Origin of the sequence: Collinsella aerofaciens (assembly GCF_040910325.1) — a bacterium.
Classification (GTDB): Bacteria; Actinomycetota; Coriobacteriia; order Coriobacteriales; family Coriobacteriaceae; genus Collinsella; species Collinsella aerofaciens_BL.
In genome coordinates this window covers 19,818-38,601 of record NZ_JBDGAV010000005.1, presented here as the reverse complement: position 1 = coordinate 38,601, position 18,784 = coordinate 19,818, and the positions used below count along the sequence as shown (strand labels likewise).

The following is an 18,784-nucleotide window of genomic DNA, read 5'->3' as shown; positions in this document are numbered from 1 at the left end:
GCTCACCTCGTCGCTCTCTTGAGCGCGGCGAACACATCGCGCATCGCCGCGTCGCTTCCTTCCTCAGAGCCGTGTGAGCTGCGGCCTTTGCCGAGTTCGAACGCCTTGTGGGCGGCGTTCCAGGCCTCGACCTCCTGCCTGTTGTATTTGGTTGGCTTCGGCTTGGTCGCCGGGTTGCGGTAGTGGATGGCCGCGCCGAGCGGCGTGTCCTGCGGGCAGCCGCCCACGAGTGCCACGAACTCGGCAAAGCTGATGCGACCGCGCACCTCGTCCCACTCGATGCCGTAGGCCTGGCGGAAGCTGGTGCGTATGCGCGCCGCGTCCTCCTCCAAGTCCCACAGCGGGGTCTCGTGCGGGCGGTCGCCGGTCAGGTCGAGTCCGCACATGTCCCATACCGCCGCGTCGCGCATCCGCACGAACTCGGCGGCGTCGTAGTCGCATGCGCACCACGCGTCCGCCCAGTCCACGAAGAACAGCGCCAGGAACTCGTCCCGGCGCTGGTCGTCGGACTTGCCCTCGTCGGTCAGCACCTCGATGACGCGGATGATCGTGAGCGCGTCATCGCGCACCAGCACCTCCTCGCCGTTCCACGGGTAGCGCGTGGCGCTCGTGCCGTCGGGCAGCCGCACCCGCTCGGCCGTGAGCGCGGCTGGCAGCATTACTTGCCGCCCTTCTTCTTGCGCTTGGCCTTGGCGCGGCGCTGGGCGCGGTTGAGCGCCTGGACCTGATCGGCGCGCTCGCTGTATGCAAGGCCGCACGCCATCAGCTGCTCGCTGGTCGCGTGGCGCGCCAACATGTTGAGGAACGTGGCGAAGACCTCGCCCAGGATGCGGATGTTCTCCTCGGGCGCGATGGGGCCCTCGTCGCCGCCCATCCACGCGAGCAGCTGCTCCCAGCCCTCGGTGCCGATGAACGCCGAGATGGTGCGCTTCATGAGGCGGGCCTGCGCGGCGTTGGCCTCGGCCGCCTTCTCGGGGGTGTCGGCCTCGCGGGCCATCTGCTCGTTGGCCTGCGCGCGGTCGATGGCGTTGCCGACCTTGGCCAGGTACTCCTCGATGTGCTTGTCGTCGAACCACACGCGGAAGCGCGGCGTGTCGGGGTTCTCCTCGGGGCCCTCGAAGAACACGTCCTCGTACGCGCGGATGTTTTTCAGAAGTTCCATTTGTTGCCCCTTTCGTGAGCGGTGAGCGTCGGGCATAGAAAAGGGGCGCGGGCCGCTCACTAGCCCGCGCCCCCATGTCCAGGAGGTTATGTCTGGTGTCGCCTGCGGCTACTTCGCCGCCACGGTGACCTTCACCTGCGTGCAGATGCTCGGCTTGGACGCGCAGCGCACGGTGATGACCGCCTCGCCTGCGGCCACGCCCGTCACGTTGCCGTCGCTGTCGACGGTGGCCACGTCGGTGTTGCCCGATGCGAAGAAGCACTTGGCGTTCGCCTCGGCGGGCGTGACGGTCGGCGCGAGCTTCATGGACTTGCCCACGGACGGGCCGGTCGGCGCGGTGCAGGTGACGCCCGTGGGCTGCTTGAGCTTGTTGGCGGGGATGTAGCGCATAGCGCCAGCGCCCGAGATTGTGCAGGAGAACGCGCCGGGGTCGGACGCCGCGCCCTGCTGCGAGCCGACGGTCAGGCCCAGGTAGGTGCAGTCGCCCTCCACCACGTCGCCGTTGGGGTCGGTGTGGCGGAAGTGGCCCGTGCGGCCCTCGCCGGTCTCAAGCGCCAGGCTGGCAACGAAGTCCTGCGCGGGGTCGCCGTAGCAGCGGTCGCCTGTGACCTCGTACTGCGGCTGCACGCTCTTCACCTTGTCGGTGGGAGTGCCGTAGCCGTCGTAGTAGTCCTTGGTCTCGGTGGTCTCGTTGGTGGTCGGCTTCACCTCGGTGATGCCGCGCGAGAAGATGGCCCACGTGGGGCTGGCCGCGTCTGGCGTGGTGTCGATCTCCAGCGCGCTCATGTAGTTGGGCGCGAAGCCCAGGTCTTGTTTCTTTGCCATCGTTATCCCTTCTCTATGGTTATGGTCGCTTTGATTCGGAACTCCCACAGGTACGGCCCGCCCTCCGGCGGCGTTATCTCCTGCGGCTCTGTGTACAGCGCCGCGCTGGTGAAGCCGTAGGAGCCGGTGGGCGAGGACAGGTCGGCCCCGTCCAGCGCGTCGGCCAGGTCGTAGGCGTCGCCCATGGCCTTGGCCTCGGAGGTGTCCTTCACGATGACCTGCAGCACGTATCCGACACGGCGGGTGCCGTCCATGTGGCGCACCGCGTCGGCCGTGGGCATGGGCCTCAGCACCACCGCGTCGTCGTGGCCGCGCGATGCTGCCAGGCGGGTGAGGAGCACCGGGCCGTAGCCCAGGGCCTCTATGGCGGCCTTCGCCGCCTCCATCACGTCCGGGGCCATGTCACGCCCCCTCGGTCAGGAGGTCGACGGCCAGGCGCTCCCAGTCCTCGCCGTGCGCTTCCTTCGCGGCCTTCGGCCAGTCGGCCTTGGCCCTCGGGTTCTTGCCGTGCTTGATGGAGCTGTCGGGCAGGTCGCGCACGTAGGCGGCGTAGTCGGCGTCCCATATGACGAGGCCCTGCCTGAAGTCGGAGGCGGCCTGCATGGAGTTGTGCATGCGCTTGGTGTCCTCTGGCGTGAACGCGTTCATGTCCTCGGCCACGCTCATGGCGAACTTCACCTGCTTGGCCTCCAGCTCCTTCGCGCTGAAACGCTTCATGAGCTTGGTCAGGTCGACCGTAACTGCTGCGGGCATGGCTACCTCACCTCCAGTTCCCAGTGGTGGGGACGGGTGCCGAACGCGCGGCGGGGCGTGCACCTCGCCACGTTCATCCACTCGCCCCCGTCGATGCTCACGCGGCTGCCCACTGGCACGTCGAACATGCCGGGGCTGTCCGCGCCGTCCGCTATCACGAGGCCCTGCGCGCCGTCGCCCAGGGCGTACTCGCGCACGAGCCACGCCGAGACGGGCTCGAAGCGCACGCGGCGCACCTCGACGGGCTGCTCGAACTCGCCGCCGTAGCCGCCATCCCTGGGCACCTTGACGGACATGGTGGAGGGCCGCGCCGAGCGCGGCACCCGCATCATCTCGCGCCCCCGATGCCCGTATAGAGCAGCGGCGTGCCCAGCAGCTCGCGGCGGACGGCGGCCTCCATGTCGCTGCGGTAGGTGCTGGCCTGCTCGGTGCCGGGCGACCACGTGAATGAGCCGACGGTGAACCCGCCGCCCTCCATGGCCCCGCCCGAGCATCCGTACGCGGCGTCGACCTCGCAGGCCGCCATGACCGCCTGCGCCCACTCCTTTGAGCCGTCCGGCTCGTTGGGGAAGATCAGGTCGCGCACCCAGGCCAGCGCGTGGGGGAGCGCCGCCTCGAACTCCTCGGCGGACAGCTCCCCGCGCCCGGCTGCCAGGTAGTCCTCGTGGGTCGGGGCTCTAGTTTCCATCGTCCTCGGCCGCCTCGGGCTTTTCTGCCTTCTCGGCGGGCTGCCCGTCTGCGGCCTTCGCCTCGGGCTTTTCCGCCTTGCCCTTGGCGGGCCTGGCTTTCTTCGGGGCCTCCTTCTCGAAGGCCAGTCCAACTGTGCGCATGTCGCGCCTCCTTCCTAGGCCGCCGCCTTCATGCCTGCGGTGATGTAGTGCGCCAGGTTCTCGCGGACGCCGCACACGCCGTACTTGCGGTACTTGAACAGGTGGCCGAAGCCCTGCTGGTTGTCCTCTGCGTCGATGACCTTGCCGTGCGCGAAGTTCCAGCGCAGCACCACGGCGTCCTTGTGGACAATGAGGAAGTTCATGTCCACCGCGCCGGTGCCCTTCTTGTAGTGGCCGATCTCCTCGTCCTTGGTGGTGCCGTCCAAAAGGTCGATGGCGCTGTAGAAGCGGGACTGCGGCACCTTCACGATGGAGGAGAAGCCGTCCAGCGCCTCGCGGGACTTGGTGGTGTCCAGGTCCTTCACCATACCCAGCAGGGTGGGGGTGATGAACAGCACGCGGCCCTCTTCCGGCACCTCTTTCTCGTCCATGTCGCACATGGCGGCGTTCAGGCCCTTGAGCATGTCCGCGCCGTCGGCGTAGGTCTTCTGCTCCTTGGTGATGCCGGTGCCCGCGCACAGCGTGGAGAACACGAACGCGTCTCCCTCGGGCACCACCTTGGTGCGGTTGAAGTGCGCGGCGGCGTTGCCGAACGCCAGGTTGAAGGACTGGGCGTCCACTTTCTGGTCGATTTCCAGGATGGTGCCGCGGTCGTAGTTGGCGCTGATGGGCTTCCAAGTCAGGGACGCGCCGCTGTTCTGCGGCAGTCGCCCGTTGGCCTGCACGTCGCCCAGGCCGCCCATGGAGTAGACGGGGTAGTAGAACTCGCCCAGCTGCTCCATCTGCGCGATGTTGCCCTGCGGCGCGGCGCTCTCCAGCACGGCGGTCAGGGATTCCTTGCGGTACGCCTCCATGAGTACGTTCTCGTAGCCTTTGGGCAGTTCGATGCTGTTTGGCATGATTTACTCCTTCGTAGATTCGTCGGTGAGTCCGAAAGCTGCGCGGAAGTCGGCCAGGCCGTCGGAGCCTGCGCCGCCCTTGGGGTCGCCGCCCGCGCTCTCGCGGGGCTGGTCGGTGAACATGTAGGCGTTGTCCTTCTTCAGGGCCTCGAAGTCGATGCCCGTGAGGTTGCCCTGCTCGTCCAGCTTCGCGTCGGCGATGTTCGGGATGATCGCGCGCGCCGCCTTGGCGTTGCGCACCCCCATCTGCGTCAGCTTGGTGTCGATGGCGAAGTCGCGGCGCATGTCGGCCTCGCGCTTCTCGGCGTCGGCCTTGTACGCCTCGTTGTCGGCCTTGGCCTTGTCGAGCGCGGCCTGCAGCTCCTCGGCGTTGCCCGCCTTGGAGGTGAACTCCTCGATCTGCTTGTCGCGCTGCTCCAGCTCGGCCTTGAGGGCCTTCACCTGCTCCTGGTACTCGTCGGTCTCGCGCTTGTACTTCGCGTAGGACACGACCTCCTTCTGGGGCTCGGTCTGCTGGCCTTCGCCGCCCTCGTTTCCCTGGGGCTTGTTGTCTTCAGCCATCGCTTGCTCCTTCCGTGTTTGGTTGTCGCGCTTCCCTGCGCGCTTGGATGGCCCACCGTTGTCGCCGTGGTCGCGTGCGGGGCATGTTGTCGCCGCCCCATCGCGTGCCTGCATCTTCCCCGAGGTGTCGCCAGGCAAAAGAAAAGGCCGCCCGTGGTGGGCGGCCTTGATGCCGTGTCGCTGTTCGGTTGCCGTTGCTTCGCTACAGGGCGGCGATGCTCGCCACCTCGTCGATGGGTATCTCGGTGATGATGCCCGCGCCCTCTATGCCGATGGCATTGGGCTCGTCTAGCGATTCGGCGTCGCTTTGGTACCAGTCGTACCTGCCCCGGTACTCCTCGCCGTCGGTGCACGTCACCCGCACCTGCTTGCCGTAGTATTTCAGCGTTTCGTTCAGGTTCATTGCTGTGCCTCCTCTGGTTTGGTCGGGACTATGTGCACGTCGCCGTCGGCGTAGTGGATGGTGAAGCGCGTCGTCGGTATGTGCTCCCCATTATCGCCTATCACGTAGCCGATCACACGCCCGGCGTCGCATGTTTCGCGCCCGCTCCATTTGCCGCTTCTGGTGGTCTGCGCCGTGCCCGTGCCCGCATGCTTCGCTATGAGGTCGCGCACCTCCTCAAGCGTCACCGTGATGCCGCTCGGCTCCTTGTACGCGCCGCCCTTGCGCTTCAGGTTCGCAACGTACTGCTCGTGCTGGCGGCTGCCCGCGATGTGCTTGGCCTGCTTGTCTACGTGCACCTCCATGGCTGCGGCGTTCGCCACGCGCCGGTCGCGTTCCTTCTCGGCCTTGGCGCGCTTGATGGCGTTGTCCAGCGCCGCGCGGCGCTCTGCTGCGGTTTTCAGCTCGAAGCCATCGCCGCTGGCCTTGACCAGTTCGCCTACGCGCTTCTGGCTCACGCCTGCCTCGGCTATGAGCGCCTTGGTGTTCGGGTGCGCCATGTAGGCCGTGCGGCTCACCTTCTGGCGGGTGAGGGCGTACACCTTGCTGCCCGTCTCGTAGGGGTTCTCGCGCCCGTGCTCTGCGTTCAGGTGCGGGTACTTCGTCACGAGGTCGCGGCGCTTCTGCTGGAGTCTGCTCAGCTTCATGCGCTCCTTGGTGTTGTCGATGCCAGCCGCTTCGAGCGCGGCGGCCTCGCGCCTCGTGGTGCGCACCTCGCGCTCGATGGCGCGCTGCTGTTGGCTGGCCTGGTATCGCTTCTCGCGCTTCTCGTCGCCTCCGTCGGGGTCGCGCTCGTAGCGCAGCGGCTGGCCCTCCACGTAGATGCCGAAGTCATGCTTACAGTTCGCGCCGCACAGGCCATCGACAGAGCCGTAGCCCGTCTCGCGGTAGAACGGCGGGTACTTCTTGGACTTGCCCGACAGGCTGAACACGCGGCCCTGCCACTTGGCGTGGCTCTCGCGCGCCCCGCCGTGCGAGGAGGTCTGCACGAGGTCGTGCCCGGTCTCCTCAAGCAGCTCCAGCGTGTTGCGGCTGCCCGCCTGCACCGCTTGGGTGCGGATGTGGCGGCGCATGGCCACGTCGGCCTGCGCCCACGCCCCGCTCTTGTAGTCCACGACGGACACGCCGCGCCGCGCCAGCTTCAGCACGGCCTCGCGGGTGGCCTGCTCGTAGCCCGCCATGCCCGAGTTCACCCGAGCCACGGCCTGCGCCACGACTTCGAGGTAGGCGCGCTGCACGTTGGCGGGCATCTTCAGGTTGTCGCGGCTCACGACGTCCTGCACTCCCGCCGCCGTGGTCCGCGCTGAGTTGTGCAGCCTCCACTGCATCGTCTTGGACAGCGCGCCCATGGCCGTGCCCAGCGTGGCCAGGTCGGCCTCGGCGCTCTTGGCCACGGCCTCGGCCGCAGCCTTGGCAGCCTCGCGCGCGGCTCTGCGGCCCTCCTCGTTCATGGCCTTCTGCACGTCCTTGGCGGCAAGCGCCGCCCTGCGGGCGGCCTGCGAGTAGGCGCTGTCGCCCTCGAAGTCGATGGAGCCTATGAGCGCGGCGTAGATGCACACCAGGCGCAGGGCGTATTCGTCCATGGCCCCCTGCGCTGCGTCGGTGAAGTGCTCTATGTAGTCCGGCCCCAGCATCAGGCGAGCCCGTCGCCCAGCATGTCGAACGCGCCGCCCTGCTGCTCGGGCACGTTGGCCTTGGCCTCGTTGCTGGTCTCGCCGTAGAAGCGGCGGCGGTACTCCCACGGGGCCATGATGCCCGCGCCGACCTCGCTCATGGCCATCTCGCGCGCGCTCTGCGTGTCGCTGATGATGGAGTCGTCGAAGTCCACGGTGACGTCGCCGTAGGGCACGGCCTCGCCCTTGATGCTGCGGCACGCGTCGGCCATGCCGTTCACGAGGCGCACGATGGACTTGCGCAGGGCGTTCTCGTGCCGGTGGATGGATCGCATCAGCTGCGAGTTGTCGGCCGCCACCTCCTTGGCGGTCTTCAGGCCCGTGTGCGACTCCCAGGAGAAGTAGCCGTTGCCGAAGCCGCACGCCACCGACAGCAGGCGCAGGCCCGTGTTGATGGCGCTGGCGTTCTCGTCGGCCTTGAGGTCGCTCTGAACGGTCTGAATCTTGGCCGACCCCTCGTCGCCGGGGTTCATGCTGAAGATGGTGTCGTCGGCCTCGCCGAAGGCGTAGTAGGTCTTCGTGAGGCTGCCGTCCGGCCCCTTGTCGGTCTTGGACTCTATGAGGGTCTTGTCCACGAACGTGCGCGGGCGGCCCACGCGAATGTGGTCGAGCAGGGAGGTGGCGGCCTCGTCGACCACCTTCATGGCCCCCACGGCGTTGCAGTACACGCTCGCGCCCATCGCGCAGTAGTCGTAGAAGCGGTTCGACACGGCGGGGCGCACCAGCGCGAAAAGCGGGCGGGTGCAGCGCGTGTCCATGTCGGCGCTGATGCCCTCGACCGCCACCTGCTTGTGCGTCTTGGTGTCGAACAGCTGCGTGAGGATGTGGTAGGTGCCGCCCTTGAGCACGTGGGCCTGGCACTGGTCGTAGTCGCGCCCGGCGACCTCCACGCGGCCCACGAACGCGCACTGCGTGCAGTCGTCGGCGCTCCACGTGAGCGGGACTATCTGCGTGGCGTCGTAGCGCACGATGCGCAGCTCGGCGTCGGGCGTGTAGGCGCTGTCGGTCACGCCTCGCGGCTCGATGACCCACGCGCCCGTGCCCATGGCGAACGCGCGGGCTATGAAGTCGGCGTTGTCCATGGCGAACGATGTGGGCGCGTCGCCGTCCTCTGTCGGCTGCGGCGCGGCCTGGCCGTCCTCGTGCCCCTCGTCGCCGACGCCGCCCGTCGCCTTGGGGTTGGCGAAGTAGCGCGCCATCCAGGCGCGGCGCTCGTCGCTCGTGCTGGAGATGATCGTGCTCTCGTTCATGAGCAGACTGGCCCACTCGTCGGCCACGAGCGCCGCCGGATGCAGGCTGGCGCGCTCGCGCTTGTACACGCGGAAGCCGCGCCGCTCGCTGTAGTGGTACCAGCCGTTGTTCGCCGCGAACCAGCCGAACCAGACGCCCACCATGCCCTGCATGCGGGTGTCCGGCTGGTATCCCATGCGGCGCAGCCACGCCTCGGCGTAGCCCGTGTTGCCTCGCTTCTCCATCAGAGGTTGCTCCTTATCCACAGTCCTGCGGCGTAGCCCGCCGCGTCTATCGCGTCGTCGTTCACCTTCGGCAGTGTCTCGGTTATGTCGCCCTGCCCGTTCGACACGTACTCGAACTCGGGGAACTCCTTGGCGGCGAGCGGGCAGCGGTCGGGGTCGATGACTATGCGCGTAAGGTTCTGCATCCACCTGATGCGGCTCTTGGGCGCGTTCAGGCCCTGCTTGAGCGACTTCTGCGCGCCGATGCCCTGCTCCTGGTAGTAGAGGATCATGCCGCGCGCCGCGCTGTCGCACCACACGTCGGCGGCGGGGTCCTCGGCCGCCTGCAGCTTGGCCGCCACCAGCTCGGCGGTCTTGACGTCGATGGCCTCGGTTCCCTGGCGGCTCTCCTCGTCCAGCAGGTACAGCACGCGCTCGTTCTCGTCGTAGCCCGCCTCCATGAACACCCAGGGGTGCACGCTGCCCGCGTCCACGCCGAACGAGCGCAGGGCGATGGACGCGCGCTCCTCCGCGGTGATGGGGCGTATGTCCAGCAGCTCGTCGGGGAACACCTCGGAGCCCGTGCCGATGACCTCGCCGAGCCATTGCCAGCGGTAGGAGTCGGGCGTCTTGCGGCGGCTGCGCTCGGCCTCCGCCAGCGCCGCGGCGCTTATCCACTCGGGGTGCTCGTCTATGACGTCCAGGTACGTGGTGTGGCATATGAAGCGCCCGTCCTCGCCCGGGTGGGCCTCCAGGTCGCGCGCCTCCTTGTTCACCCAGTTGCGAGCCGAGCGGGGAGGGTTGTAGCTGTAGAACACCCAGAACATGTCGCCGCCGCGCAGGAACGTGGCCAGCACGCTGCGCACCTCGTCCATGCCGTCGAACTCGTCTACCTCCTCGAACCACACCACGGCGCAGTAGCCGGTGCGGAACTTCGCGGACTTCAGCTTCTTCGGCTTGTCGCATCCCACAAAGCGTATGACCTGCCCGGTGGGGCGGTACGTCACCTCCATGGGGGACAGGCCGAAGTCGAACAGGTGCGCCACGCCCAGCACGTCGCACGCCCAGCCTATCTGCTCGTACACGGACGTGCGCAGCGTGTTGCCGACCTTGCGCAGCACGACGGCGTTGGCCTCCGGGTTGAGCATGATCAGCAGCACGATGGCGATGGATATGAACGACGACTTGGTGGAGTTGCGCCCGCCCTTGAACCAGTAGTGCGTGAACTCGTGCGCCTTGATGGAGCGCCACACGCCGGCGAACACGGAGGCCACGACGTCCGAGAGCCTAACCGAGGTCGTCAACGATGGTCACCCCCGCCTCCGCCATGGCGGCCTTCGCGCCGTCCACGCCGAACATGTCGTTGAGCAGCTTCACGCTCTCGGTTATGGCCAGGCGCGCGTCGCCGTTGATGCTGCCCTCGGCCGCCTGGCGGCGGAAGATGGGCAGCGCGCCGTCCAGCACCTCGAACAGCGGGGCGGCCGCGTCCTGCAGCTCCCAGCGGCAGTCCTTGGCGGCCGCGTCGCGGATTTCCTGGATTCTGTGCGCGATTCGTGGGTCGCGCATCAGCTTGGAGGCGGCGCAGCTTATCGAGTTGTAGTTCATGCGCTTGCAGTCGTAGGCCGCGCGGTACGCGTCCTGCTGCTTGGCGCGGGGCTTGGCCATCTCGCGGGCGAACGCCTCCTGCTTCGCCGTGAGCGGCTTGTCCTTCTTGGGCACCTGCGGCCTCCTTCCTGATTAGTTTCGCGCTAGCCAAGCGACGCGATCACATCGCGCTCGCGCGGCGAAAGCGCGAAACGCTCTGCGGCTGCACACTCTGATATGAGGTAGCCGCTGCCGTATATCGCCTTGTTCTGCACGCGCTGCGCGTCGAGCGCCCTCGTGAAGCTGCACTCCTGCGGCCCCACGCGGAAGTCGATGCCGTACTTGGAGTAGCGCGCCAGCATGGGCGCGGTCAGCACCTCGTCCGGGTACTCGTACTTCGGCAGCGCCTTGGCCTTCTCGCGGCGCAGGCGCTCTATCGCGGCATTCAGCTCGGAGCGCAGGTCGGGCGCGCTGCGAGCCTGGGCGGGGTCGAGGTTCGTCACGAACGACGTGTTGACGCTTGCGCCGTTGGCGTACGTCACGCCGACGCCCGTCACGACCTTGCAGCAGTTGCGGATGCTCATGCACGTCAGGGTGGGGGCGAACAGGAAGAAGCCCACGCCGCGCTCCTGGTAGTGCTTGACGATCTTGCTCAGGATGGAGAACGGCGGGTTGTCCACCACCGTGCAGCCCTGCGGGTACTCCTCGCGCTCGTAGTCGCCGCCCGGATAGAACGGGCGCGCCACCTTCGCCAGGTCGAACCCGTACTCCCGGTGCGCCCACCGCAGCACGCAGTCGTACACCTCGGGCGGGGTGTAGCAGTCGTCCGTCGTCCTCTTCGGCTCGAACTTTGCCGTGAACTCCTCGTATGTCTCGCCTCTCGCCATGCGTCTCCTATCTCTCGGCCCATATGGTCGCAAGCGTGTCGCCGGGCACGGAAAAGGCCGCCCCGAAGGACGGCCCTCTGCCTGTTTCCGTATTCGGTTGCCCCTATCCGCACGCCGCCACGGCCATGGCCATGAGCCCGAGCGCCAGCGCCCTTATGGCGTAGATGGCCGCCGCGTCTATGGCGATCGCCGCCGCTATGAACAGCAGGCACCCCCAGTTGCATCCCGGGCGGTTCATCGCTCCTCCCACTCGACGGTGCCGTCGTCGTACTCGGCCTTGAGCCATTCCAGGTAGTCGGCCTCCTCGCAGAAGCTGGCCAGCAGCCGCTTGCTGGTAGTGCAGCTGCTCATGCGGCTCGTCTCATACACGGCGATGAAGAAGGGCCACGAGTGGAACTCCGTCTCCGTGTGGATGGCCCGCTCGGGCGTGCCGAAAAGGTGCTCCCAGTTCGTCATCGCGCCCCCTCCTTCGCGCTCGGCCCGACCTTGCGGTAGGTGAAGTCCTCGAACAGGTGGCCGCACCAGCGGCAGCGGTCGCCGCCCCTGGGCAGGTGGTGCCAGATCTCGCGCATGCCGCACTTCGGGCAGCGCACCTCGATGCTGGGTCGGCGCTTCGGCTTCTCGGTCTGCTGCTCCATGGCTACTCCACCGCCATCCGCATGGCCGGCTGCATGACCTCGCGCAGGCTCTTGGCCAACTCCTCGGCCGTTACCTCGGCCTTCACCTCCACGTTCACGTCGGGCATCGCGAAACCGCGCGCCTCTTCGGCCTTGAGGCAAGGCATGGCGGCGTCCTGGGCCGCGCCCTTGAGCGTCGGTGACGCTGTCTCCCTCAGCTCGCAGCGCCCCAGCCACAACTCGCACTCGTCCAGCTTCGTGAGCGCCAGGGCGCGCTCGCGGTTCGGCTCGTAGGCCGTCTCGATGCCCTGGCGCAGGTTCCGCACGGCCGTCTCTTCGGTCGCGGCGTCCAGCTCCTCACGCAGCCGGGCGTTCTTGAATCTCAGGTTGCGAACCTCGCGCCTCAGCGTGGCCACCGCGTGGCCCTGCTGCTCGTTCCAGCAGTCCTCGCACAGCGGCGCGTCCACGCCCATGTTGTCCTGCCCAAGGGCGTCGATATCGCGCCCGCAGGTCTCGCAGATGATTCCCATGGCTACTCCCTTCCTTCCGGCTTCGCCGCGCCTGCGAGGAACCACGCCCGCAGGCTCTCGGCGCACTCCGGGCACAAGGCCCTTGCCTTGCCGTCGATTCGCGCGCTGTTCCCCAGCACCATCTTGGCGTAACCCGCCGGGGTCGCCGGCACCTCCTTGCCGCAGCGTTCGCATGCGCACATGTACAGCCTCATGCCTGCTCGCCTCCCTTCGGCAGAGCGTCGGCGATTCGGTCCCAGTCGGTGGCCGGCTTCTCGCTGGGGTACTCGTAGGCCCCCACGCACGGCACCGGCAGCACCGCCATGCCGTCGTGCTCGCCTGCGTACTCGTCTGCGTCCGATCTGCTCTCGAACGCCAGCACCACGTCGCTCTCCGTGGCCACCGCGTAGATCTTCTTCATCGTTTCGTCTCCTATTCGAACTCGAAGCACTCGCATGCCTCGCTTGTCTCGTCTACCGCCTCCACGTCGGGGCCGCCGCCAGTCATGGCGTCGCAGGCGCACACGGCCTCGCCGCCAGCGCCCTGCACGCGGCCGCAGAAGCGGCACTCCCGGCACGTGCGGCCCTCCCACGGGTCGGGCCGGTTCCACGGTGCCCTGGGGTCGGACTCGAAGCAACCGGGCGGGAGGTTCCACCCGCTTGAAGGCTCGTACCCGCTCACATGCACCGCCTGTCCCTCGGCAGCCGACCCCAGCCGTCCATGGCCAGGGCATCCGCGTACTTGGTCGGTTCCGGCAGCAGCAGGTACTCCCAGTGCCCCGAGCCCGGCGGGGCGGGGCGGTTGAACCTCTGCTCGGCCCTGACCCAGCGGAAGTGCAGCCGGTTGGCGTGCGCCAGCCCGTGGCAGCCGCTGCCGTTGCCGCTGCCGCACAGCATCACCGTGGGCTTGGGAACCTCGCGCCCGTCGCGGAACAGCTTGCCCGCCCCGCGCCTCACGATGTGGTGGCGGTTGAGCGGCCACGGCGCGCCACACCTGGGCGTCTCGATGCTCGGCCCCTCCATGAGGGGGCGCAGGATCTCGGGCAGCGTGTCAACGTTTGCCATTCGATAGCCTCCTGTCCTTGCCTTGCAGCTCGTACTTGTCGCACATCTCCGACAGGCGGCTCACGATGGCCACCGCCGTCTCCTCGTCGCCGTTCTTGGCCAGGCGGCGTATGAGGTCGCCCTTGCCGTACTGCGTGGTCACGACCACGGGCCTCATGTTCTCGTACCTGTCGTTCACGACGCGGAACACCTGCCCCAGCGTCCAGTCGGTGGGGGACTCCTTGCCCAGGTCGTCCAGCACAAGGCACCCCACGCGGGAGAGCCTGGACAGCACGCCGTCCTCGGTGCCGTCGCCGCCGTAGGTGCCCTTGATGGCGGCCAGCACGCCCAGCATGTCGGTCACCCTCACGCTGGTGCCGCCGTCCACCAGGAGCCGCGCCACGGCGCTCGCCAGGTGGGTCTTGCCGGTTCCCACGGGGCCGCAGATGTACGCCCCGCGCCCTTGCTCAACCTTCGCGGCAATGCCCTCGGCCATGGGGGAGGCGGCTGTCATGAAGCGGGGCTTGATTCCGGCCCGCTCGTAGGCCCGGCGGCGTTTGGCTGCGGCCTCCTCGGCCTTGGCCCTGGCCTCAAGGCGCGAACGCTCGTCGCGCTCCGCCACGGCACCCGGGCAGCCGCACGGCTTCCAGCCGCAGAAGGTGCGGCGGCCAGCCAGCACCACGTAGCGGACCTCCAGCTGCGCCCCGCAGTGGGGGCACTCAGTCGTACTCGGCATAGCCGTCGACCTCCTTCCGGGTCCTCGGGCCGCGGTTCACGTAGTCCTCGAACTTCGGCGAGAACAGCGTGGAGGGCCGCAGGTACTTGGCCATCTTCGGGTCGCCCGCCCACTCGGCCGCCATCGTGTCGATGACGGCCAGGAAGTCGGGGAGGCGGTAGCCCTCGGCCCAGCGGGCGTGTATCAGCCTGCGGGTCTTGGCGCTGCTTGAGCGGTAGCGGGTGCCGGCTGCCTCGTTGAGCGCATGCACGATTTCGTCAAAGGGGATTAAGGGGTTATCTATATACTCAACCTCAACCTCAACCTCTGCATTGCCGCAACTCGATGCGCCTGCATGTGCATCCGCATCTGCTTGCGCATGTGCGGCTGCATCTGTATCAGCATATGCTCCCGCATGTGCTTGCGCATCGGCTTGCGCCCGTGCCGCCGCATCGTCCACCGCGTCTTCCTTCCCCGGCCTGTTGCCCCAGCGGGCGTTGGCCGCCTTCCTTGCGCGCTCGCTCTTCTCGTCGCCCATGTCGAGCCTGCCCTTGAGCACCAGGAAGGTAGGCAGCCACGCGGGGCTGCCCTGCGGCTCCTTGCCCGTAAACCGGTACTCGACGATGGCGTAGATGAACGGCGCGCGCTGCTTCTCGGGCATGGCCTGCGCGGCCGCCCAGAAGTCGTCGTGTATAACCATGCCCATAGTGTCGCCGTCGCCTTCCCTAAAACGGGATATCCTCGTCGTACAGATCGGGCATGGCCTGCTGCTGCGGCATGGCCTGCTGCTGCGGCGCGGGCTGCTGCGGCGCGTACGCCTGCTGAGTGGCCGGCTGCGGCGCGTAGGCGGGCTGCTGCGGCGCAGGTGCCGGGGCGGGGCGTCCCTGGCCGTACGTGCGGGCCTGCGGCGCTTGCGGGGCCGCCTGGGGCGCGTACTGCTGCGGCGCGTAGCCCTGCTGCTGTTGCTGGCCGCTCATGAACTCCAGCTCGTCCACCACGACCTCCAGCGCGCTGCGCTTCTGACCGGTCTGCTGGTCGTTCCAGCTGCGGTAGCGCAGCTTGCCCTCGATGGCCACCTTGCTGCCTTTGGCGAGGTACTGCGCCAGCTTCTCGCCGCGGGTGCCGAACAGCGTGCAGTCCACGAAGTTCGGGTAGTCCTCCCACTGCCCGGTCTGCTGATTCTTGCGGCGGTCGTTGACGGCCACGCCCATGGACAGCACGGACATGCCGCCAGACGTGGAGCGCAGCACGGGGTCGCGGGTCAGGTTGCCGGATATGCACACGCGGTTGATGCTCATAGATACCCTCCTTGGGTTACGTCCCCGCTGTTCCAGATGCGGGTGATCTGCGCGTCTACCATGCGGATACGCAGCTTGATTACGTTGATGGCCTCCTGCGAGGCCTTGTAGATGGCCTCGGAGCAGTCGCGGCGGCGCTTGGCCTCCGCTATCTGCTCCTGGCCCCGGCACACGTCGCCGATGATGGTGACGGGCGTGCCCTTCTGGCGCTCGTTCAGGATGGCGATGCGCAGGGCCTTGCGGTACTCGGCCTCGTTCTCGGCGTACTGGCAGCCCGACTCCTTGCAGGTCTTCAGCTCGGCCTCCAGCCTGTCGGTCAGCTCGTCCAGCTCCTCGGTGAGCGCCTGCATCTACTCCACCTGCCAGTCGGGGCGCGGGCAGCACGGGCTGTTGGCCACGAACTCCATGTACTGCGGCATGCTGGCGAACTGGTAGCGCGCCCCGCAGCTGCGGCAGTGGGCCGTGAAGGGGCCGTCTGCGGGCGGCTGCTTCTCCTCGGGCGCGGGCTGCTCCTCCATGGCGTCGGGATCGCTCTGCCCGTCGATGGCGAATGCGCCGCACAGCGCGTACTTGCGGGCGTAGCTCGACGCCATGCCGGTCACCTGGGCGTCGTCCGAGCCCTTCTTGTGCTCGTCCTCGCGGGCGTAGGCGCTCACCTGCAGCAGGCCCTCGCCGCCCTCGGCGGGGAACACGCACGCCGTGGACTTCACGTAGTAGCGGTCGCCTATCTGCACCAGCTCGTCGGTCATGAAGAACGCCAGGCCCTCCTTGGCGCACGGCTCCTTCAGCGCGGCCACTATGTCCTCGTAGCTGCGGTAGCTGAACTTGCCGAAAGCGTTGTACTTGGCCTTGGGCACCACCACGGCGCGCTGCACGCGGGCAACGGCCGCCATGAGGTCGATGGGCTGCTGTTCCTGGGTCATGCTAGTAGCCTCCGTTCATTCGCTCGTAAACCTGGCCCACCGTGCCGTGCATGATGGTGCCCACGACGCCCTGCGCTTTGAGGGCCGCCGCGACGCCCTGCATCTGCTCGCGCGTGGCGCACGGCACCACGACCGTCCACGGGTCGCCCGCCATGGCCACGGGTGCCGGTGCGGGCGGCGCTGGCGGCACCGGGGCGGGCATGGGCGCGGGCTGCGGCTCGGGCATCTGCTCAAGCGGCTGCGGGAACTCTGCGGGCTGGCATTCCGCAGGCTCGGGCATCGCTTCGGGTTCGGGTTCGGGCTCTTCCACGGGTTCCGGCTCCATGGCCGCCTTCAGCTCGGCGATGCGCCGGCGCTCCTCCTCGGCCTTGTGCGCCGCCGTTATGGCCGCGCCCAGGTCCAGGGTGGCGAACAGCTCGCGCTCGGCCTCGTCGTAGAACGGCTCGCCCTGGAACTGCGCCTTGAGGGTTTCCCAGTCCTGGGCCAGGCGCTCTACCTTGGCCTCCAGGGCCTTGAATGCCTTCACCTCGCCGAAGGTCTTGTTGGTCCACTGCTTCTCGTGGAAACGCTCATAGGGCACGACGGGGGCCAGCAGCCCGGCGAACTCCTCGTAGTGCTCCCGCAGCTTGGCGTACGCGCGCAGCTGGCGCTCCTCCTCGGCCTCGTCCAGCTGCGCCTTGATGCCGTCGGCTGCCTGCTTCGCGATGCCCGCCACGGCCTTGCACCTGTCCTCGAACGCGGCCAGGGGCTTCGTGTACTCGCGGCTCACGGCCTTGCGGCGCTCGTCTATCTCCTTGGCGATGCCGTTGAGGTAGGCGCGGTCGCGCTTGGCGGCCTTCACGTTCTCGTCCTTGCCCATGTCGTAGGTCGCGCCCTCGTAGTCGGCCACCAGCCTGCGCACGTGCGCCTCCAGGGCGTCGAAGTTGGCCTCGATCACGGCGGGGGAGTACGCCACGGTCAGCTCTGACGCCTCCTCGGGCTCGATGATCTCGGCCTCAACTGCTTCGCTCATTTACTCCTCGCTTCCCAGGCGCGCCATGCACGCCTCGTAGGTTTCCGTCTCGGCCGCGTTCGGCTCGTAGCCGTCGGCCTTCATGGCCTCGTAGATGATGGTCACGTTCTCGACCGTCGCTCGGTTGAAGTACACGGAGCTGCCGCCTTCCATGAGGCTCCAGGCCGTCCAGCCGCTCATGCTCCACGCTGCCCGCCAGCCCATGGCCACGGCCAGTTCGGTGGGCGTGCGGTCGATGGGTCGGCCCAGCAACTCCTCGAACGATTCCACGGCCTCGGCCTCCATGGCGAACGCGGTCAGCGCCAGAGCCGTGCGGCGCATCGACTTGAGGTCGCCCGCGTGGGCGGCAAGCCACTCGCGGCGGGCCTTCGCGCCGTCCTCGTAGGCGGCTTGGAAGTCGGCCTTGCGCTGGGCTGCGGCCTGTGCGGCCTCGTCGGCCCCCTCGGCCACCGGCGCCAGCAGGGTCACGCCGAACGGCGTCTCCTCGGCCAGAAGCCCCGCGCCCGCGTTGTCGGCCACGTAGGCGTCCAGCGCCGCCAGGTCGGGGCGGTAGTCGGAAAACGTGCGGCATGCGGCGAAGCCCTCGGGGCATTCGTCGACGAACTCGACGCCCGCGTCGGCAAGCACCGCCACCACCTCGGCGCGGTTGCGCCTCTGCTCGGCCTCGGCCTTCAGGCCGGCGTACACGCGCTGCCATTCGGACTGCTTGCAGTCGCGCAGCTCGGCCACGGCCTCGTCGTCGCCCTCGAACTCGGCGATGGCCGCCAGGCGGTCGAGCGTCATGTCGTAGGCGGCGTCCTGCACCCTGCGGGCGGCGCGGCGCGCCTTGGCCACGGTGCCCGCATCGGTGCGGGCGGCCACGGCCACCTCCTCGTCGGGAATGTCGAGCGCCAGCATGGTCTGCACGCCGCGCGACTTCTCCTCGGCGGTCAGCCCCAGCTTGGCGTCGGTCTCCACCATGGCCTTGGCGGCCTCCACGCGCGCCAGCTCGGCGTCGTCCAGGTCGTCGTAGACCTCGGCCAGGAACCGCTCGGTGCCGATGGAGCGCATGGCGCGCACGCGGCACTCGCCGTCGATGATCCAGTAGATGCCGCCCTCCTTGTACAGGATGGGCTTCATGACGGGCTGGCCGGGGTTGAGGCGGTTGGCCTTGAACTGCGCGGCCAGGCCCGCGATGTGCTCGGCGCTCTCCCTGGTGGTGAAGTCGCGCGGGTTCATCGGCTCGCCGTCGGCGCGCTCGTAGGGGTACACGTCGCAGATCGCGACCTCCTCTAGCGATTGCATGCGCGGGCCTCCTCGTCTACGACCACGCGGCACTCCATGCCCACCAGGCGGGCGCGGCACGCCACGCGGGCAACCTCGCCCATGAGCGCGATGCGCTTGGTGGGCACGGGGCCGTTCTTGATTTGCGCGGCCATGCAGGCGGCCCCCATGTTGAACGCCTGGCGCATGGCGGCGTCGAAGCCGCCGTCGCCCGGCTCGGGCACGGGGACGGCGCGCTCGATGCGCTTCAGGATGCTGTCCACCGTCTTGTCCGCGACGGTCTTGCTGATGATTTCCGTGAGCATTTGGGTCTCCTAACTGGGAAAACTAAAAG

32 protein-coding genes are annotated in these 18,784 nt (G+C 68.1%); all 32 read right to left on the bottom strand.

Going from position 1 to position 18,784, the window contains the following annotated elements; all coding sequences use genetic code 11:
• Positions 1 to 2: 2 nt before the first annotated feature.
• Positions 3 to 659 (bottom strand): Gp15 family bacteriophage protein, encoded by a 657-nt coding sequence (locus tag AB5Z25_RS03310; protein ID WP_161160595.1) that lies wholly within the window; start codon positions 657 to 659, stop codon positions 3 to 5.
• Positions 659 to 1,162, bottom strand: a complete 504-nt coding sequence (locus AB5Z25_RS03305) for a hypothetical protein (protein WP_368134782.1) — start codon at positions 1,160 to 1,162, stop codon at positions 659 to 661. Before AB5Z25_RS03305 ends, AB5Z25_RS03310 begins: the two co-directional genes overlap by 1 nt.
• 108 nt (positions 1,163 to 1,270) lie before the next feature.
• Positions 1,271 to 1,987 (bottom strand): phage tail tube protein, encoded by a 717-nt coding sequence (locus AB5Z25_RS03300; RefSeq protein WP_368134781.1) that lies wholly within the window; start codon positions 1,985 to 1,987, stop codon positions 1,271 to 1,273.
• Between the two features lie 2 nt (positions 1,988 to 1,989).
• Positions 1,990 to 2,388: a phage tail terminator protein gene (locus AB5Z25_RS03295; RefSeq protein WP_161160593.1), complete on the bottom strand. Its 399-nt coding sequence runs from the start codon at positions 2,386 to 2,388 to the stop codon at positions 1,990 to 1,992.
• Position 2,389: 1 nt separating this feature from the next.
• Positions 2,390 to 2,740, bottom strand: coding sequence for a minor capsid protein (locus tag AB5Z25_RS03290; RefSeq protein ID WP_118349157.1), 351 nt, complete (start codon positions 2,738 to 2,740; stop codon positions 2,390 to 2,392).
• A 2-nt stretch (positions 2,741 to 2,742) separates the two neighbouring features.
• Complete coding sequence (locus tag AB5Z25_RS03285; protein WP_368134780.1) at positions 2,743 to 3,036, bottom strand: putative minor capsid protein; 294 nt, start codon at positions 3,034 to 3,036, stop codon at positions 2,743 to 2,745.
• 32 nt (positions 3,037 to 3,068) lie between these two features.
• On the bottom strand, positions 3,069 to 3,428 hold the full coding sequence (locus AB5Z25_RS03280; RefSeq protein WP_368134779.1) for a hypothetical protein: 360 nt from the start codon (positions 3,426 to 3,428) through the stop codon (positions 3,069 to 3,071).
• Positions 3,418 to 3,570 carry a hypothetical protein gene (locus AB5Z25_RS03275; protein ID WP_368134778.1) on the bottom strand — a complete coding sequence of 51 codons (153 nt, stop codon included), beginning with the start codon at positions 3,568 to 3,570 and terminating at the stop codon, positions 3,418 to 3,420. The genes AB5Z25_RS03280 and AB5Z25_RS03275 overlap by 11 nt, the downstream gene beginning before the upstream one ends.
• A 14-nt stretch (positions 3,571 to 3,584) precedes the next feature.
• On the bottom strand, positions 3,585 to 4,469 hold the full coding sequence (locus tag AB5Z25_RS03270) for a hypothetical protein (RefSeq protein WP_368134777.1): 885 nt from the start codon (positions 4,467 to 4,469) through the stop codon (positions 3,585 to 3,587).
• Positions 4,470 to 4,472: 3 nt separating this feature from the next.
• Positions 4,473 to 5,030 (bottom strand): phage scaffolding protein, encoded by a 558-nt coding sequence (locus tag AB5Z25_RS03265; RefSeq protein ID WP_368134776.1) that lies wholly within the window; start codon positions 5,028 to 5,030, stop codon positions 4,473 to 4,475.
• 202 nt (positions 5,031 to 5,232) lie between these two features.
• Complete coding sequence (locus tag AB5Z25_RS03260; RefSeq protein WP_271748655.1) at positions 5,233 to 5,433, bottom strand: hypothetical protein; 201 nt, start codon at positions 5,431 to 5,433, stop codon at positions 5,233 to 5,235.
• Positions 5,430 to 7,055 carry a phage minor capsid protein gene (locus AB5Z25_RS03255; protein WP_368134775.1) on the bottom strand — a complete coding sequence of 542 codons (1,626 nt, stop codon included), beginning with the start codon at positions 7,053 to 7,055 and terminating at the stop codon, positions 5,430 to 5,432. Before AB5Z25_RS03255 ends, AB5Z25_RS03260 begins: the two co-directional genes overlap by 4 nt.
• A gap of 50 nt (positions 7,056 to 7,105) precedes the next feature.
• Complete coding sequence (locus AB5Z25_RS03250; protein WP_368134774.1) at positions 7,106 to 8,464, bottom strand: phage portal protein; 1,359 nt, start codon at positions 8,462 to 8,464, stop codon at positions 7,106 to 7,108.
• A 155-nt stretch (positions 8,465 to 8,619) separates the two neighbouring features.
• Positions 8,620 to 9,903 carry a PBSX family phage terminase large subunit gene (locus tag AB5Z25_RS03245; protein ID WP_117765327.1) on the bottom strand — a complete coding sequence of 428 codons (1,284 nt, stop codon included), beginning with the start codon at positions 9,901 to 9,903 and terminating at the stop codon, positions 8,620 to 8,622.
• Positions 9,887 to 10,318 carry a hypothetical protein gene (locus tag AB5Z25_RS03240; protein ID WP_117765325.1) on the bottom strand — a complete coding sequence of 144 codons (432 nt, stop codon included), beginning with the start codon at positions 10,316 to 10,318 and terminating at the stop codon, positions 9,887 to 9,889. Before AB5Z25_RS03240 ends, AB5Z25_RS03245 begins: the two co-directional genes overlap by 17 nt.
• Positions 10,319 to 10,347: 29 nt before the next feature.
• Positions 10,348 to 11,070 carry a hypothetical protein gene (locus AB5Z25_RS03235; protein ID WP_368134773.1) on the bottom strand — a complete coding sequence of 241 codons (723 nt, stop codon included), beginning with the start codon at positions 11,068 to 11,070 and terminating at the stop codon, positions 10,348 to 10,350.
• Between the two features lie 103 nt (positions 11,071 to 11,173).
• Positions 11,174 to 11,308: a hypothetical protein gene (locus AB5Z25_RS03230; protein WP_264297873.1), complete on the bottom strand. Its 135-nt coding sequence runs from the start codon at positions 11,306 to 11,308 to the stop codon at positions 11,174 to 11,176.
• Positions 11,305 to 11,526: a hypothetical protein gene (locus AB5Z25_RS03225; RefSeq protein WP_118349161.1), complete on the bottom strand. Its 222-nt coding sequence runs from the start codon at positions 11,524 to 11,526 to the stop codon at positions 11,305 to 11,307. The genes AB5Z25_RS03230 and AB5Z25_RS03225 overlap by 4 nt, the downstream gene beginning before the upstream one ends.
• Positions 11,523 to 11,708 carry a hypothetical protein gene (locus tag AB5Z25_RS03220; protein WP_368134772.1) on the bottom strand — a complete coding sequence of 62 codons (186 nt, stop codon included), beginning with the start codon at positions 11,706 to 11,708 and terminating at the stop codon, positions 11,523 to 11,525. Before AB5Z25_RS03220 ends, AB5Z25_RS03225 begins: the two co-directional genes overlap by 4 nt.
• Before the next feature lie 2 nt (positions 11,709 to 11,710).
• Complete coding sequence (locus AB5Z25_RS03215; RefSeq protein ID WP_368134771.1) at positions 11,711 to 12,217, bottom strand: hypothetical protein; 507 nt, start codon at positions 12,215 to 12,217, stop codon at positions 11,711 to 11,713.
• A 2-nt stretch (positions 12,218 to 12,219) separates the two neighbouring features.
• Positions 12,220 to 12,411, bottom strand: coding sequence for a hypothetical protein (locus tag AB5Z25_RS03210; RefSeq protein ID WP_368134770.1), 192 nt, complete (start codon positions 12,409 to 12,411; stop codon positions 12,220 to 12,222).
• Entirely contained in the window at positions 12,408 to 12,617 is a 210-nt protein-coding gene (locus AB5Z25_RS03205) for a DUF3110 domain-containing protein (protein ID WP_152067355.1), read from the bottom strand. Before AB5Z25_RS03205 ends, AB5Z25_RS03210 begins: the two co-directional genes overlap by 4 nt.
• 11 nt (positions 12,618 to 12,628) lie before the next feature.
• On the bottom strand, positions 12,629 to 12,877 hold the full coding sequence (locus tag AB5Z25_RS03200) for a hypothetical protein (protein WP_147336072.1): 249 nt from the start codon (positions 12,875 to 12,877) through the stop codon (positions 12,629 to 12,631).
• Positions 12,874 to 13,260, bottom strand: coding sequence for a hypothetical protein (locus tag AB5Z25_RS03195; RefSeq protein WP_368134769.1), 387 nt, complete (start codon positions 13,258 to 13,260; stop codon positions 12,874 to 12,876). Before AB5Z25_RS03195 ends, AB5Z25_RS03200 begins: the two co-directional genes overlap by 4 nt.
• Entirely contained in the window at positions 13,247 to 13,975 is a 729-nt protein-coding gene (locus tag AB5Z25_RS03190) for an ATP-binding protein (protein WP_117637863.1), read from the bottom strand. The genes AB5Z25_RS03195 and AB5Z25_RS03190 overlap by 14 nt, the downstream gene beginning before the upstream one ends.
• Entirely contained in the window at positions 13,959 to 14,660 is a 702-nt protein-coding gene (locus AB5Z25_RS03185) for a conserved phage C-terminal domain-containing protein (RefSeq protein WP_368134768.1), read from the bottom strand. The genes AB5Z25_RS03190 and AB5Z25_RS03185 overlap by 17 nt, the downstream gene beginning before the upstream one ends.
• Positions 14,661 to 14,679: 19 nt before the next feature.
• Complete coding sequence (locus AB5Z25_RS03180; protein ID WP_117765311.1) at positions 14,680 to 15,252, bottom strand: single-stranded DNA-binding protein; 573 nt, start codon at positions 15,250 to 15,252, stop codon at positions 14,680 to 14,682.
• A complete protein-coding gene (locus tag AB5Z25_RS03175) occupies positions 15,249 to 15,602 on the bottom strand; it encodes a hypothetical protein (RefSeq protein WP_117637860.1) in 354 nt (117 codons plus the stop codon). Before AB5Z25_RS03175 ends, AB5Z25_RS03180 begins: the two co-directional genes overlap by 4 nt.
• Complete coding sequence (locus tag AB5Z25_RS03170; RefSeq protein WP_229071509.1) at positions 15,603 to 16,175, bottom strand: ERF family protein; 573 nt, start codon at positions 16,173 to 16,175, stop codon at positions 15,603 to 15,605.
• Between the two features lies 1 nt (position 16,176).
• Entirely contained in the window at positions 16,177 to 17,187 is a 1,011-nt protein-coding gene (locus tag AB5Z25_RS03165) for a DUF1351 domain-containing protein (RefSeq protein ID WP_368134767.1), read from the bottom strand.
• Positions 17,188 to 18,471 (bottom strand): ParB N-terminal domain-containing protein, encoded by a 1,284-nt coding sequence (locus AB5Z25_RS03160; protein ID WP_368134766.1) that lies wholly within the window; start codon positions 18,469 to 18,471, stop codon positions 17,188 to 17,190.
• Positions 18,459 to 18,755 (bottom strand): hypothetical protein, encoded by a 297-nt coding sequence (locus tag AB5Z25_RS03155; protein WP_117765307.1) that lies wholly within the window; start codon positions 18,753 to 18,755, stop codon positions 18,459 to 18,461. Before AB5Z25_RS03155 ends, AB5Z25_RS03160 begins: the two co-directional genes overlap by 13 nt.
• Between the last annotated feature and the right edge of the window lie 29 nt (positions 18,756 to 18,784).